We start from the raw sequence: 14,749 nt of genomic DNA on the forward strand, positions 1-14,749 counted from the left end.
TCGCGCAGAAGCGCGTCGAGAATGGTGTCGCTGATCTGGTCAGCGATCTTGTCGGGGTGGCCCTCGGTCACGGACTCCGAGGTGAACAGGCGACGAGGCATGACTCTCCAGAGATACGGCGGTGCCCCGGACGGGACACCGTACGGACGGACGGTTCGGGTTGCCGTGCCTGCCGGCACGGCCGTTCAGAGCAGGTGCCGGCGCATCCAGTCGGCCAGCGCGCCGGAGGCCACCGCTGCCGCCTCGGGCCACTCCCGCTCGGCGGACTCGTCGGCCTGGTCGCTCACGTACTTCACGATCCGCACCGGCACGCCGAACCGTTCGGCCACGGCGGCGATCGCGTAGCCCTCCATGTCGACCAGATCGGCCCGCTCGGCCAGCAGCGCGCGGGTGCGACCGTCGGCGACGAAGGCGTCACCGGTGGCCAGGGTGGGGCCGGGCTCGGGCCGTACGGTCAGCGGACGGCTGTAGTGGACCCCGCTGAGCCGGTGGAGCACCTCGTCCGGCAGGTCGTGCTGAATGACCCGGCTCACCTCCACGACCCCGCACGGCAGGTCCCGGAGCGAGCCGGCCGTACCGACGTTGACGATCTCCCGCGGCCGGGCCGACGACAGCGCCAGCGTCAGCTCCACGGCGGCCCGTACCTTCCCCATTCCGGTGACCAGTACGGGAAAGGTGTCGTCGAAACACGCCGCCTCGGCTTCCGCCGCCACCACGATCAACGGACGGTCGGGGCGTACGGCGCCGCGGAGGCGAGCGGTGAAGGAGGCTTCGGGCAGGGGTGAGAGCTGCACGGGATTTCCTGTTCGGGAGGGGCCGTGGTGGCGGGACCGGTGTCAGGCGTTCTGGACGGCCGGCTGCGTGGCCGGCGCGGCTCCGGCGAAGTCCAGTGGCCCCGGTGACAAACCGGCAGTAAAGGGCACGTAATTGGTGGACACGGTGCTCCCGTGAAGCGAGGCGGCGGCGGACCGTGAGATCACGGCCGTTCCCATGTTTGCCTTGATTGGACCAGGAGATCCCTAAAGCGTGCACCCCCACGAGATCCCGGAAGGAGCGATCGCGAATATGTCTACTGCGGGGCCGCAGGCGGTGGCATACTCGCACAGCTTATGTTTGCTCAAAACGCCGCCGTGTTCTTCTCCGTGGACTGCGTTCTGGTCCCGGGAAGAAGCCTGTCCCGCCTCGTCGAGGAACGCCTCGGACTGAGCGGGGCCTCGGGCGTGCACGAAACAGGGCAGGCGGACGCGGAACGCTGGACGGGCATCCCGGAGAAGGCCCTGCACACCCAGCTCGCGGGCCTGCCCGTGGTGCCCGGCGTCGCGGAGACCACGCAGTGGTGCTGGAACAACGGCCTGGTGCCGATCGTCTCCAGCCTCACCTGGACCCCGATCGGCGCGCATCTCGCGGAGCGGTTCGGTTTCCACTCGTACTCGGGCCGCTTCCTGGACGCGATGAACGGCCGGTTCACCGGCCAGGCCGGAGCCCCGGTCACCTCCGCGGACCAGATCGAGTTCGTCCGGCGCCGGGCCGACGATCTCGGCGTCGCCCCCACGGACTGCGCCGCGGTGGGCGCCTGCCCGACCGACGGCCTGCTCTTCGACACCGTCGGCCTGGGCATCGCCTTCAACGCCCCGCCCGACGTGCGCGCACGCGCGACGACGTACGTCGAGGCGGAGGACCTGCGTGCCGTGATCCCCGCGCTGGAGCGTCTGACCGTCAGCAGGGTCTGAGCCTCGGCAGGGTCTGGCGGACGGCGCATCTCCCCGTCTGTTCGGCGTGCTGAACGAGCTGCCGTCGTCCATGGCGCCGCCCTCACGTTCGCATACGCGAAGCAAATCTGGCGGGGACGCGCGGCCGGTTCGAACGGTTGCCTCATGGCGGGCATGTCTGTGGTGGCCACTAGGCCTCGGTCTCGCACGGCACCGGCGACCCGTCTCTCACCGTGTATGTGACTGACGGGTGCTCAAGTCCGGGTGCCCGGTTGCCATCGCGTGTTTCTGCCGAAGGAGAGAACCATGTCCGTTGCCATGCCGGCCGAGTCGCCGGTGGAGCTGTCGGAGTTCGACCTGGACGTGCGAGTGGAGCTCGACGAGTCGGCGTCGATCGAGGGTGCCCTCTCGGTCACCCCCACCGCCACCATCGTGTTCTGCCCGTCCGAGATCGGCTGCCTCACCCCGACCTGCTCCTGATCAGCTGAGGCCGCGGGAGTTCGGGCTCAGGCCCGGGCCCCCGCGGCCGACAGACGCACATGTGCCCACAGGCGGCGCACATGTGCGGTGCCCGGCGAGAACAAGGAAGCGAACAGGACGCGAAAAGGAGCGGCGAGAACATGCCCGGCGAGAACGTGCCCTTCCGAGCGGAGCCCCTCGGGATGCTCCGCGTCCCCCTGCTTCCCCGGACGGCCGCCGCCGAGTCCCGCGCCGCGATCGATCCACGGGACCGCGACCAGGTCGCCCGGTACCTCGACGCGCTCACCTCCGACGCACGGGTCGAGGAGGCGCTCGCCGTCTCCAGCCCCTCGCTTCACCGGGCCGTCGAAACGCTGCGCGGCGGCGCGCCGATGAGGCCCAACGCCCTGCGTAAGCTCACTCTCTCGGCCACCCGCTACGTGCTGCGGGCCGCCAGCCGCGCCACCCCCTTCGGACTTCTCGCGGGTGTCGCCCCCGTCTCCTTCGGCGACGGCTGCCGGGTCCGCATGGGCACCCGTCACCGCAAGGCGGTGCGCCCGGACGGCGGTTGGCTGCTCGGCGTCCTCGCCACGTGGGAGGGTGACATGGACGTGCTCCGCGGGCTGCGCGTCGTCACCAACGACCTCGGGTTCGCACGAGGCCGGCGCTGGGTGCTCCCCTTCGCCGACGCCGTCGAGGATCCCACGGACTCCGCAAGGCATGACTCCGCAGGGCATGACTCCGCAAGGCAGGACGCCTCGGAACGGCAGCACGAGGGCCACGGCGTCCAGGAGGTCTCCGTGCGCCACACGGCGCCGGTGAGGACCGTTCTCGCCATGGCCCATCGCCCCGTACTCGCCGGGGAGTTGCTGCAACACCTTGACGGCGCGTACCCCGGGGTGCCCGCGTCCGCCAAGGAGGGGCTGGTCCTCGGGCTCGTCCGGCAGGGATTCCTCCTCACGGAGCTGCGCCCGCCGCTCAGCGAGACCGATCCACTGCGGTACGCGATCGACGCCCTCAACGCCGCGGGCCGAGCCGACGAGGCCGGCCGACTCGCCTCCGTCGGTGACCTGTTGGAGCAGTACGGCGCACAACACGCCGGCGCCGGCCTCGGTCACTGGCGGACGGCCCTCGACACCATGGGCGCGCTGCGCACCGGCGACCGGTCGATCCAGGTCGACACCCGGCTGGACGCCGAGGTCACCCTGCCCCGGGAGGTGCTCAGGGAGGCGGAACGGGCGGCCGCCGCGCTGCGTCTCGCCGCCCCCGACGCCGCGGGGCAGTGGGCCGAACTGCGGGAGTACCGGGACGCTTTCGTCGAGCGCTACGGCACCGGCCGGGCCGTGCCGCTGAGCGACGTGCTCGATCCGCACACGGGGCTCGGCCCGCCTGCCGGGTACGACCATCCGCGCAGCGAACGGCGGCAGCCGGCGCGCGGGGAAGCGAGTGAGCGTGGCCGGTCCAGGGACGCGCTCCTGGCGGAGCTCGCCCTCGGGGCGGTCGCTTCCGGTGCCCGCGAAGTGGTGCTCGACGACGCGGTGCTCGACCGGCTGGCCGGCTCGCGGACACCGCCCGCGGCGGCACTGGATCTGTGCCTGCATCTGACCGCCCCTTCCCAACAGGCCGTCGAAGAGGGCGACTTCACGTTGGTGATCTCTCCGACGACGGCGTCACTGTCACTCGGTGACCTCTTCGGCAGGTTCGCCTATCTCCTCGACGACGTCGACGCGCTGGGCGGACTGGTCCGCCGTGCCGCCACCGATGCGGCCGGGGACGGTGCGTGCCCGGCACAGCTGGACTTCACGCCCCGGGGAGGCCGCAGCACCAACGTCGTCCGTGTGCCGTCGTTCTGGAGCGAGCGCGTCGCCGTCGGCCGCTTCGCCGACCGCTCCTCGGGTGCGGTGCGCGGAATGGGCGACCTCGCGCTCGCCGCCGACCTGGACCAGCTGTACGTGGTGGACGCGTCGACCGGACAGGAGATCGTGCCCCAGTTCCCCACCATGCTCAACCCGCACCTCGCCCCCGCCGCGGTCCGGCTGCTGCGCGAGGTGCCGAAGATGGGCACGGCGGTGCAGGGCCTGTGGTCATGGGGCGCGCTCGGCAGGCTTCCCTGCCTGCCGCGCGTCCGCTACGGCAGGTCGGTCCTCGCCCCCGCCCGCTGGCAGCTGTCGGCCACGGATCTGGCCGACTCCTCCCTCCCGGACGAGGAATGGGGACGTCGCCTGGACGCCTGGCGTGCCCGGTGGAACGTCCCCGACCGGGTGGTCGTCGGCAGCACCGACCGCCGGACGGAGCTGGACCTGACGGCACCGCTGCACCGGATGCTGCTGCGCCGCGAGCTGGGCCGGGGAGCGCCGGTGGCGGCGTACGAGACCCCTGAGGACGCGGGCGCGGGCGATGGCTGGCTGGCGACCGACGCGGGCGCCTTCACCAGCGAACTGGTGCTCCCCCTCCTCCCTGCCCCGTCCCCTGCCACGCCGCCGTCACCTACGGGCGCGCAGCCGTCCGCCGCCCCGCGGCCCCCTGCCGCCGGGCCTCGGACGCCGCGCTTCAGCCCGGTCGCCCCGCCCGCCCCGCGCCACAGCCGCGCATGGCTCTACGGCCGGCTCTACGCCGCCGCGGCCCGCCACAACGAGATCCTCACCGAGCAGCTGCCCCGGTTGCTGGCGGCCCTGCCGCCCGGGGTCGACCGCTGGTTCTTCATCCGCTACAGCGACCCCACCGGCGCGCATCTGCGCCTGCGCTTCCACGGCGACCCCGACATGCTCCACGGCGAGCTGACACCGGGTGTCCTGGACTGGGTCGAGCAGCTTCGCGGCATGCGTCTGGCCGGGGCGTTCGTCCTCGACGGCTACGAGCCCGAAGCCCATCGCTACGGCGGCCACGAGGCCCTCGAAGCCGCCGAGGAGGTCTTCCACCGCGACAGCGCCGCCGTCCTGGAACAGCTGCGGCTGCGGGCGACGGACGCCGTGACCGTCGAGCCAGCGGTGCTCGCCGCGGCCAACTACCTCGACCTCTCCCGCCAGGTGCACGGCGACCAGTGGCCCGACTGGCACCTCACGCGTCCGCGCGACGAGGAGAACCACGCCTACTTCCGCGATCACCGCGCGGCGGCGCTGCGCCTGTTGGACGACGGCGGGATCAGGGCCGCGTTCCCGGCCGGAAAGGCCGACGCGGTGCTGGCCGCCTGTGCCGCCAGGGCGGCGGCCATGCGCGTGTACGCCTCCGTCGCCCGCGAACCATCGGTGCTGGCAAGCGTGTTCCACATGCACCACAACCGGCTCGTCGGCACCTCGCGCACCTCGGAGAACCGCTCGCTCGCGGTGGCGCGCGGCCTCGCCCAGGCCGAACACGGACGCAGGAAGCACCTGCGATGACGGCTACCGCACCGAAGCGGTGGGACGCCGAGACGGTGGTGGCCGAGATCCTGGCCCGCGCTCGCGACCGCCTCACCGACCCGCGGCTCTTCACCACCTCCGGACTCGCAGGCGGCCCCTCGGGGGCGGCGCTGCTGTTCGGCGAGGTCAGCAGGAGCGACGCGAGCCTGCGCCCAACTGCCCATGCCCTGCTGGCGGCTGAGGCCGAAGCGGCCGGGCGCGCCGGCGGGATCGGGATCCTTTCCGGACTGGGCGGTCTCGGCTTCGCCGCGAAGCACGCCACCCGCTCGCCCCGGGATTACGCCACCCTGCGGGCCCGCATCGACACGGCCCTGCGCGACGGCCTGGTGAGAATCCTCGAAACGGAGTACGCCCGTATCGAGTCGGGCACCCCCGGCGCCGACCGGGCGCACTTCGACGTCATCTCCGGCGTGACCGGCCTCGGCCGGTACTTCCTCGCCGAGCCCGCCGCCACGGCCGACACCGATGCCGTCCGGAACGTGCTGCGCTACCTCGTCGCCCTCACCGAGCCGGTCGGGACAGAGGCAGGACCGCTGCCCGGCTGGTCCAGCCCCCCGTGGCCCTTCGCGGCGGACGAGCGCGGGCGGGAGTGCGTACTCGACCTGGGCCTGGCACACGGCGCGGCGGGGCCGCTCGCGCTGCTGTCCCTGTGCTGGACGCGCGGACTGCGCGTCCCCGGCCAGGACACCGCCGTCCGCCGTATCGCCTCGTGGCTGATGAGCTGGCGCCAAGAGGACCGACAGGACGCGGACGCGGGGCCGTGGTGGCCCGGCACGGTCACCGCTGACCAGGAACTCGCCCCCGCCATGCCCTCCGTGGAGCGCGGGCGCCCGAGCTGGTGCTACGGCACGCCGGGCATCGCCCGTGCGCTCCAACTCGCCGGTACGGCACTGGGAGAGGACGAGTGGCAGGACAACGCGGCCCGCGCGATGAGGGCGCTCTTCTCCCACCCCGACCGGCTGCGCGGGCTTGAGGACGCGGGCCTGTGCCACGGCCTTGCCGGACTGATGCAGACCGCCGGGCGCATGGCCGCCGATCTGGACGACGCCTCACTGTCCGCGCGAGCCGACGAACTCGCCGAGCGGCTGTGCGCCCGCTTCGACCCCTCGTCGGCCTTCGGCTTCCCCACCGTCCCCGCGCCTCCGCACCGACCGGAACCACTCGACTCCCCGGCATACCTCGAAGGTGCCGCCGGAGTCGCCCTCGCCCTGCACGACCGGATCACCCGGCCGCCCGCATCTGACGGCGACGACCTCCCCTGGGACGCCGCCCTGCTCCTGGCTTGACTGCTCGGCGGAGGAGATCCGGTTCAACGAGAGCTTCCGCGGGGCGTCGGCCCACTCCTGCGCGTTCTCCGCCGTGTACTGCCCGCGTGTGCCGGAGTGCCCGCCACCCCTCGCCCAAGGGGAACGCGTCACGGAACGGCCCGCTGCACCACGACGGTGCTGCTCACCCCCAGTACCTGGGGCGCTGACCGGGTCGGCCGACCGTTGAGTTGGTGTGATCAAGAGCACAGAGTCCGACATCGGTGCCGTCTCCCTCGTACGGGTGGTGACTGCCCCTGCTCGCGGCACTGGATACTCGATCCGTCACATGATCGATTCGCGGCTCGGTGGTTGCCGTGCCGAACCCACCTCAGAAGGCAGATCCCAGCGTGTTCCAGGAAACCCCGATCTTCAATCGCCTTGTCGCTGAGCGCGGTGACGTGCCGGCTCAGGCTCGTGGTGAAGCCGACCGCATACGCCACGAGCTGGCGCGAGTCTTGCCCACCGCTCCCTGGCCCGCCGCCCCCACGGCCCGGCAGCAGCCTCACCTGCCTGGCGGAAGCGTCTCTTCGGCCGCCCTGTGAGACGCGCTCGCGCATGCGAGCGCCATGGGCAGGAAACGGCACCGGGTTGGTCAGCCGGCGTCCGGCAACGGCCCGGAGATCCGGCCTCGTTGCACTCACGGGCCGGGGCCGGCCACGCCCACGGTTTGATCTCGTCCAAGGGGGGAGGCCGGGGGCAGGCCGGTTGGTGCGTGGCTCGGGGCCGGTCACGCCGTCGACGGCGGCCTGCTCCCGGTCCGCTGGCTCCCACGGCTGCCGAGTGCCGACGGGTGGCTGCCGGACGCTGTCCGGGCTGGACCCGGGTAACGGGATGATGCTGTCCTCGCGCTCGACGGTGCGATCCGGGCACGGCGACGGGCAGCAGGCCCTGTTGCACTTCTATCGGTGATGGACATGTAGAGGCAGGCGCTACGGAAGGAAGCCATGCCCATCCATACCGAGGCTGAGTTCACGGACGTGTACCGGGCTCACTACGAGGACGTGCTGCGGTTCGTGCGCCGCCGTGCCCACTCGATGAACGTCGACGACATCGTGGGGGAGACGTTCCTCGCCGCGTGGCGCCGCCGGCGCGAACTCCCCGCACATCCGCGGCCGTGGCTGTTCGGCGTGGCCCGCAACGTGATGCTGAACGCGGACCGCAGCGCACGCCGACAGTCGGCCCTCGTGGTGCACATCCGGCAAGCCACCGAGGCGGGTTGCCACGAAACGGCGATCGACGCGACGGCCCAGGTGGACAGCCGGATCGACCTCGTCGCTGCCTGGCAGTCACTCACCCCGGCCGACCAGGAGGTCCTCGCGCTGCACGTCTGGGAGGAACTCAAGGCTCGGGACGCGGCCACGGTCCTCGGCTGCACCCGTGCGGCATACGCCATGCGCCTGACGCGTGCGAAGCGGCGTCTCGCCAGCCGTGTCAGACCTGCCGCCCCCGCCTCACCCGACCTCTCTCCGACGCACTGACAGGAGCTCCGCATGAGAAACGCTCTCCTCTCCCGCCTCACCGAACTCGACGCCGCACCGCGCACCGAACTCTCCGCCGCCGATCTCGACCGAAGGGAACGGCTGCTGCGGACGGTTCTGAGCGACACCGCCCGTCCCGGCCGTTCCGCCGTCGTCCCGTTTCGCCGGCCGCTGGTGCGCAGCATTGCGCTCACGGTGGCCGGCACACTGGCGGCAGGTGCCGCCCTGCTGGCCGTGCTGTCGGATCGGCCTGGGCCTGGGGGCTCCGGACCGTTGTCGGCGGCCCAAGTAGCCACCTGGACGGCCACTGCCACACCCACCGCCGGCGACGTGACTGATGCCGGCAGCGCGAAATCCTCCCCTCTGATCCGGTGCCTCAAGGAGACGAAGGAGGCTTCCGGGGAAGGAGGACCAGGAGAGCTCAGCAACACGGACATGCGTGGAACCATCGCCTCCATGATCATCACACGCCACGGCCACGCGGCGTACTGCCTGGCGGGATCCGATGGCTCGGGCGTCGCGGTGGCCGTCGGCCCTGCGGTCGAAGTACCCGCGGACGGCGTCACGCTGGACGCGCAGGGCGCCCAGGGCGGCGGCTCCGCCCGGTTCCATTACGCGGTCGGATCGATGGGCTCCGACGTGAAGGAGATCACCGTTCGAGACCACCGGCGCACCGTCCATGCCACCGTGCGGCAAATCCGCACACTGCCGTACGGCCGGTGGACCGCCTGGTGGCCGGAGAGCGACTCCCACGACCAGCTCACCGGCACCACCATCACCGTCACCCTCAACGACGGCACGACTCGGACCGTCAACGGAAACTCGCTGATGAGGTAGGCAGGAGTTTCCTCCCCCAGAGGTCGCCGCCCTCGTACTCGACAACTCGACCCGCGCAGCAGAAATGAAGATGATCGGAAGTCGAACAGGCCCCTAACCTGGCCGACATGACCTCACCTGCGTATCCGGCCAAGCCTGTGCCGGGCGACCGTATAGCCGTCATCTCGCCGGGGTCCGGACTGCCGGCGCTCTTCCCTCAGCCGCACGAGCTGGGGCTCAAGCGACTGCGCGAGGACTTCGGACTCGAACCGGTGGAGTACCCGGCGACGCGCAAAATGGGCTCCACCCCCAGGGAACGAGCCGACGACATCCACGCCGCGTTCGCCGATCCCACGGTCAAAGCGGTGATGGCCACCATCGGCGGCGACGACCAGATCACCGTGCTTCCCTTCCTGGACCGCGAGTTGATCCGCGCCAACCCCAAGCCCTTCTTCGGAATGAGCGACAACACCAACCTGCTGGTCTTCCTGCACAACCTGGGCATCGTCGCCTACCACGGCGGCTGCCTGATGACCGAGCTCGGCCGCCCGTACGCACTCCACCCCATGACCGCAGATTCGGTACGCGCGGCCTTGTTCACCTCGGGCCCGTACGAACTCCGCCCCGCCCCGCGCTACCGTGACACCGCCCGTGACTGGGCCGACCCCGCCACCTTCGAGACGGAGCCGGACTCGCAGCCCGCCGACGGCTGGATCTGGCACCAGCCCGACCAATTCGTCGAGGGCCGTGCCTGGGGCGGCAACCTGGAAATCCTGTCATGGCTGCTGATGGCCGACCGCGAGATCGCACGCGACCCGGCCGTCTACGAGGGCGGCGTGCTGTTCCTGGAGACCTCGGAGGAGCTGCCGAGCGGGGAGGACGTCTTCCGGATCTTGCGCAACATGGGAGAACGGGGCCTGCTGGCGCGGTTCCCGGCCCTGTTGATGGGCCGCGCCAAGGCGTGGTCCTTCCAGCAGCCGAACAAGACGGAGGACAAGCGGCGCTACGCCACTGAGCAGCGCGAAGCGGTGCTGCGCGCGCTGGCGACGTATGCCCCGCACACGATGGCGGTGTTCGACGTCGACTTCGGACACACCGATCCCCAACTGGTGATCCCGTACGGCGGGTGGATCAGCGTCGACGGCCCGGCGCAGCGGATCACGGTGACGTACTGACGGCGCTGGAGGTCGGGACCCGAGCCCGGCCTGGAAGGCGCATCCGGACTCCCTGACCCGCCCTCCGCGGGAGACACCTACGGGCGTGGCCTACCCGATCGATTCCCTCGGGCGATTCACCCTTTCGAGTGGAGCTTTGGCGGGAATTTCGGCCCTGTGGCACCATTCTCCGATGCCTCCGCGTTGCCCGCTCACCTCGCCCAGCACGACCGCGCTGGTCCTCCTACAACATGTAGTACTAGTGTGTGCTTGAGGAGCTGCCGCGTTCCCCCGTGCAGGGGCGCCCTGGTGTGTCGCTGGTCAGGATGGTTGGTTCCTTCATGCCGAGGAATGGCGTGAGACGACCTCACGGGTGTCCGAGCGTGCAACACATACACACCGACACTTGCCTGGAGGGCATGTGGCAACGACTGACACCCCGGCCGTGCAACCGTCCGTAGAGGTACTCATCAGTATCGTCCTGCCCGTCTACCAGGTGCAGGAGTATCTGGAGGAGTGCCTCGACTCGGTCCTCGGGGCGTCGCAGTCCTTCCAGGACATCGAGGTCGTGGCCGTGGACGACTGTTCCCCTGACGGCAGCGGTGCCCTGCTCGACGCGTACGCGGCCCGGGACCAGCGGCTGCGCGTGGTCCACCTGCCGCAGAACGTCGGCCTCGGCCGGGCGCGCGGTGAGGGACTGGCCCGGGCCCGTGGTGACTACGTGTGGTTCGTCGACAGCGACGACCGGCTGGCCGACGGGGCGCTCGCCGCGGTCGCCGAGCGGCTGAAGCGGACCGAGCCCGACGTGCTGCTCGTCGACCACGCCCTCCTCGGCCCGGAGGGAGGCGTGGAGCGCAACGTGCGTGCGCATCTGTTCCGGGACGCCCCCGAGACGTTCACGCTCGCGGAGCGCCCGAGCACCCTGGACCTCATCATGACCGCGTGGGGCAGGGTGCTGCGCCGCGAGTTCCTGCTGGGCCTGGACGTGGAATTCGGGCACGGGTACTACGAGGACATCTCCGTCACCTATCCCGTCCTGCTCGCGGCGCGCCGGCTCAGCATGCTCGACCGTGTCTGCTACCACTACCGGCGCGGGCGCGAGGGCGCGATCACCAACACCTCCAGCCCGAAGCACTTCGATCTCTTCGCCCAGTACGAGCGGATCTTCGCCTTCATCGACCGCGAGGCCGAGACCGCCGAGCCCTTCCGCAGGGCGGTGTTCGACCGGACCGTACGCCATGCGACGACGGTGCTCGCCACCCCGGGACTCGTGCCGGAGAGCATGCGGCGCGACTTCTTCCGGCAGGCGTCGGAGCACTTCCGGAGATTCCGGCCACGCGACTACTCCCACCCGTCCGGGCTGCGCGGCCTGCAGTACCGGCTGGTGGAGCGGGGCGCCTACCCCGCCTACGCGGCCCTGGAACCGGTGAACCGGCTTCGTCTCGCACTGCGTACCGCCCTCGGCCGGGCGCGTCGTGCGGCACGGCGGGCACCCCGCCTCGTGGCCACGGCGCTGCGGCGGGCCTACTATCGCGCTTGTCTGCTGCTACCCGTCGACGACAGCCTCGCCGTCTACGCCGCCTACTGGAACCGCGGCTACGCCTGCAACCCCGCGGCCGTCTACGAGAAGGCCCGCGAGCTCGCGCCCGGCATCCGCGGGGTGTGGGTGGTCGCCAGGGACAGGACGGCATCCATCCCGCCGGGGGTCGAGTACGTGGTGGACGGGTCGGCACGATGCCTGCGCACCATGGCGCGGGCCAAGTATCTGGTCAACAACGTCAACTTCCCTTATGAACTTCCCAAGCGGCGCGGCGCGGTACTGGTGCAGACACAGCACGGCACCCCCCTGAAGAAGATGGGAACCGACCTGCGGGACCACCCCGCAGCCGCACGCGGCATGAACTTCGACCGGCTGGTGGAGCAGTGCGGGCGATGGGACTTCCTGGTCTCGCCGAACCCGCACACCACCGAGGTGTTCACCAGGGTCTACCCCGGCGGCTACGAGGTACTTGAGACGGGGTATCCGCGCGTCGACCGGCTGGTCAACGCCTCGCTCGACGAGGTGAACCGGGTTCGGGACGAACTGGGCATCGCCCCTGGGCAGACCGCGGTCCTCTACGCGCCCACCCACCGCGACCACCAGGACCAGGCGGCACCCCTGCTCGACGTGCGGCGGTTCGCCGATCAGCTCGGTGACGACCACGTCCTGCTGGTGCGTGCGCACTACTTCGACACCCCTGGGACCGTCCCGTCGCCGGGCGTCGTGGACGTCTCGTCCCACCCGTCGATCGAAGACCTGTGCATCGCTGCCGACGCACTGATCACCGACTACTCCTCGGTGATGTTCGACTACGCCGCCCTGGACCGGCCGGTCGTGATCTACGCGCCCGACTGGGACACGTACCGCCGCGCACGAGGCGTCTACTTCGACCTCCTCGCCGAGGCGCCCGGAGCGGTCGCCACCACGCAGGAGCAACTCGCCGAGATCTTCCTCAGCGGCGAGTACACGGGGCCGCACATGGCCAAGCGGCGCTCCGGATTCCGGGCACGCTTCTGCCCCTACGACGACGGGCACGCGGCCGAACGCGTGGTGCGCAGCGTCTTCCTGCGAAAGCCGGCCGACACGAACGGACCTGTACCGGCGGGCAGTTGACCTCGTCGCCGTTCAGCGCCGCACGCGGCGGGCGATCCGTCCCGCGACAACGCGGCGCATCCCGGAAAGGCCATCCGTGACGCGCACGGCGAGGCAGCCACTGGTGGTGGCGTACGGCTGGAGCAACAGCACCCGTCCCCCGCGGCCCATCCGTACCAGCCGCCTGAGTCCGGATCCCGCGCGAAGTGGTCTCGTGGCCGACGCGCCGTCCCGGAAGGTCAGGGTCACCCAGGCATCCCAGGTGGTGATCGTGCCGCCTTCACAGAGCGCCGCCACGTCGGCAGTGACGACGGCACGCCAGCCGTGTCCGCCCGGCTCGGCTTCCCACGCTGCCTCGTACCGGTGTGCCGTGCCCGTCACCCGGTGCCGCAACTCGACGGCCGCCCGCTCCGGGCCGGCGTGCGCGGTCCTGCCGTAGAGGTCGGCCAGTCGTAGTTCGAGCACGAGGCGGCGACCCGCGCCCACGTTCCCGAGGACGTGGAAGGGCAGCAGTGCGACAGGGGTGTCGTCAAGACCGTCGAGCACGATCTCGTCCGCCGCCTCGGGGAGGGAACCCGCCTCGTCCCACAGCGGTCGCCGCGCGTCACCGGCGTACGGCGGCGCCAGCCGCGGCGGGTCGGCCGCCAGCTCGGCCAGCCGCCGGACGTCCACGGCATCTCGCTCGCGGCCGAGCAGCACCTCGGTACGCCAGCGGGCAGCGGGAGTGGCCCGGCGAACGGCCTCGGTCTCGAAGGCCCCCACGTGCTCACGGGCGATCCGCCACCAGGCGTCCTGGTACTCCGGCGTGCGCTGCGGCAGTTCGCGCAGATAGACAGCGAGATCGAACTCAAGGAATTTCGTCTGCGCGGCGATCAGCAGATCCTGGTCGCCGCTGTCCCGCATGATCTCCAACACCTGCCGATGGGCGGCGACCCGGTCCTGCCAGTTCTGGATCAGGTTCCGGCGCAGCGAGATCGAAGCCTGGCCGGTGCCATAGCGCACATGCCAGATGTAGACGGTTTCGGGGGTGACGGCGAAGCGCGGCCCGGCCGCGTAGACACGCGCGGTGAACACGAAGTCCTCGTAGTGCGCGGCGCCGTCGGGGAAGCGGATCCGCCGGGACAGCAGGAAGTCACGGCGGTAGATCTTGTTCACCGACAGCGTGTCCCACAGCGTCCGCGGACGCCCGGCCACCCCGTCGTGCACCGACTCCGCCGTGAACAGCTGTTCCTGCCAGGGGATCTCACGTCCACCGGGCAGCTCGCGCCGCACGCACAGGCCTGCCGTCACGTCGGCGTCATGCCGGAGTGCGACGGCGAGGAGCGTGTCCACGGCCTTCGGCGGAAGCACGTCGTCGCTGTCGAGGAAGACGAGCCACGGGTGGCGGGCCGCGTCGATACCGTCGTTGCGCGGGGTGCCGCAGCCGCCGCTGTTGACCGCACGGCGTACGACGCGCACGCGCGGCTCGGCGGCCGCGAGCTGTGCCAGTACGTGAGGTGTGTCGTCGGTGGACGCGTCGTCGACGACGACGACCTCGCCGACCGCATCACCCTGTGCGAGGGCCGAGGCCACCGCCTCCCCGACGTGCTCCGCGTCGTTGTAGGCGATGACCACCACCGTGACCGCCCCGTCGTGTGCGCTGGACAACTCTGCTCCCGTTCGTGCGGTCGTGACAGGCGCTCTCCGTCGTTGATGGAGCAGAGGACCCGGTGGGCGGCGCCCGATGAACTCCTACATTATGTAGGACTGGCCTGATGGGCTCCGGCACCGTGTGCGGCACGACAGTCGGCCGGCAT

11 protein-coding genes are annotated in these 14,749 nt (G+C 71.1%); 8 read left to right on the top strand and 3 right to left on the bottom strand.

Translation table 11 applies throughout. The annotated features are described in order from the left end of the window. Together ACFC8N_RS31260 and ACFC8N_RS31265 are read right to left on the bottom strand one after the other, a co-directional pair. Positions 1-101: S-adenosylmethionine synthetase N-terminal domain-containing protein (locus tag ACFC8N_RS31260; RefSeq protein ID WP_376292008.1), on the bottom strand; the 101-nt coding region annotated here is incomplete at its 3' end. An 84-nt stretch (positions 102-185) separates the two neighbouring features. Then, positions 186-794 carry a nucleosidase gene (locus ACFC8N_RS31265; protein WP_376291639.1) on the bottom strand — a complete coding sequence of 203 codons (609 nt, stop codon included), beginning with the start codon at positions 792-794 and terminating at the stop codon, positions 186-188. 336 nt (positions 795-1,130) lie between these two features. Here ACFC8N_RS31265 and ACFC8N_RS31270 point away from each other — a divergent pair, with 336 nt between their 5' ends. The 8 genes from ACFC8N_RS31270 to ACFC8N_RS31305 all read left to right on the top strand — a co-directional run bounded on the left by ACFC8N_RS31270 (position 1,131) and on the right by ACFC8N_RS31305 (position 12,974). After that, complete coding sequence (locus ACFC8N_RS31270; protein WP_356036725.1) at positions 1,131-1,730, top strand: haloacid dehalogenase; 600 nt, start codon at positions 1,131-1,133, stop codon at positions 1,728-1,730. A gap of 285 nt (positions 1,731-2,015) precedes the next feature. Continuing rightward, positions 2,016-2,189 carry an FDLD family class I lanthipeptide gene (locus ACFC8N_RS31275; protein ID WP_376291641.1) on the top strand — a complete coding sequence of 58 codons (174 nt, stop codon included), beginning with the start codon at positions 2,016-2,018 and terminating at the stop codon, positions 2,187-2,189. Positions 2,190-2,329: 140 nt separating this feature from the next. After that, positions 2,330-5,545, top strand: a complete 3,216-nt coding sequence (locus ACFC8N_RS31280; protein ID WP_376291642.1) for a lantibiotic dehydratase — start codon at positions 2,330-2,332, stop codon at positions 5,543-5,545. Beyond that, on the top strand, positions 5,542-6,852 hold the full coding sequence (locus ACFC8N_RS31285) for a lanthionine synthetase C family protein (RefSeq protein WP_376291644.1): 1,311 nt from the start codon (positions 5,542-5,544) through the stop codon (positions 6,850-6,852). The genes ACFC8N_RS31280 and ACFC8N_RS31285 overlap by 4 nt, the downstream gene beginning before the upstream one ends. A 965-nt stretch (positions 6,853-7,817) precedes the next feature. Further along, positions 7,818-8,351: a sigma-70 family RNA polymerase sigma factor gene (locus tag ACFC8N_RS31290; RefSeq protein ID WP_356036738.1), complete on the top strand. Its 534-nt coding sequence runs from the start codon at positions 7,818-7,820 to the stop codon at positions 8,349-8,351. 12 nt (positions 8,352-8,363) lie between these two features. Then, positions 8,364-9,188 carry a hypothetical protein gene (locus ACFC8N_RS31295; protein ID WP_376291646.1) on the top strand — a complete coding sequence of 275 codons (825 nt, stop codon included), beginning with the start codon at positions 8,364-8,366 and terminating at the stop codon, positions 9,186-9,188. Positions 9,189-9,295: 107 nt separating this feature from the next. Next, positions 9,296-10,342, top strand: a complete 1,047-nt coding sequence (locus ACFC8N_RS31300; RefSeq protein WP_356036743.1) for a S66 peptidase family protein — start codon at positions 9,296-9,298, stop codon at positions 10,340-10,342. Between the two features lie 424 nt (positions 10,343-10,766). Further along, on the top strand, positions 10,767-12,974 hold the full coding sequence (locus ACFC8N_RS31305) for a bifunctional glycosyltransferase family 2 protein/CDP-glycerol:glycerophosphate glycerophosphotransferase (RefSeq protein WP_362822439.1): 2,208 nt from the start codon (positions 10,767-10,769) through the stop codon (positions 12,972-12,974). A gap of 12 nt (positions 12,975-12,986) precedes the next feature. Here the strand turns inward: ACFC8N_RS31305 and ACFC8N_RS31310 are convergent, their stop codons facing one another. Continuing rightward, complete coding sequence (locus ACFC8N_RS31310) at positions 12,987-14,600, bottom strand: glycosyltransferase family 2 protein (protein ID WP_376291649.1); 1,614 nt, start codon at positions 14,598-14,600, stop codon at positions 12,987-12,989. Between the last annotated feature and the right edge of the window lie 149 nt (positions 14,601-14,749).

It is taken from the genome of Streptomyces sp. NPDC055966 (genome assembly GCF_042269865.1).
Lineage (GTDB): Bacteria > Actinomycetota > Actinomycetes > Streptomycetales > Streptomycetaceae > Streptomyces.

Bases quoted from the DNA above. Each gene is read 5' to 3' on its own strand.
- ACFC8N_RS31280 (WP_376291642.1), top strand. From the start codon at position 2,330: ATGCCCGGCGAGAACGTGCCCTTCCGAGCGGAGCCCCTCGGGATGCTC.
- ACFC8N_RS31285 (WP_376291644.1), top strand. From the start codon at position 5,542: ATGACGGCTACCGCACCGAAGCGGTGGGACGCCGAGACGGTGGTGGCC.
- ACFC8N_RS31295 (WP_376291646.1), top strand. From the start codon at position 8,364: ATGAGAAACGCTCTCCTCTCCCGCCTCACCGAACTCGACGCCGCACCG.
- ACFC8N_RS31300 (WP_356036743.1), top strand. From the start codon at position 9,296: ATGACCTCACCTGCGTATCCGGCCAAGCCTGTGCCGGGCGACCGTATA.
- ACFC8N_RS31275 (WP_376291641.1), top strand. From the start codon at position 2,016: ATGTCCGTTGCCATGCCGGCCGAGTCGCCGGTGGAGCTGTCGGAGTTC.
- ACFC8N_RS31290 (WP_356036738.1), top strand. From the start codon at position 7,818: ATGCCCATCCATACCGAGGCTGAGTTCACGGACGTGTACCGGGCTCAC.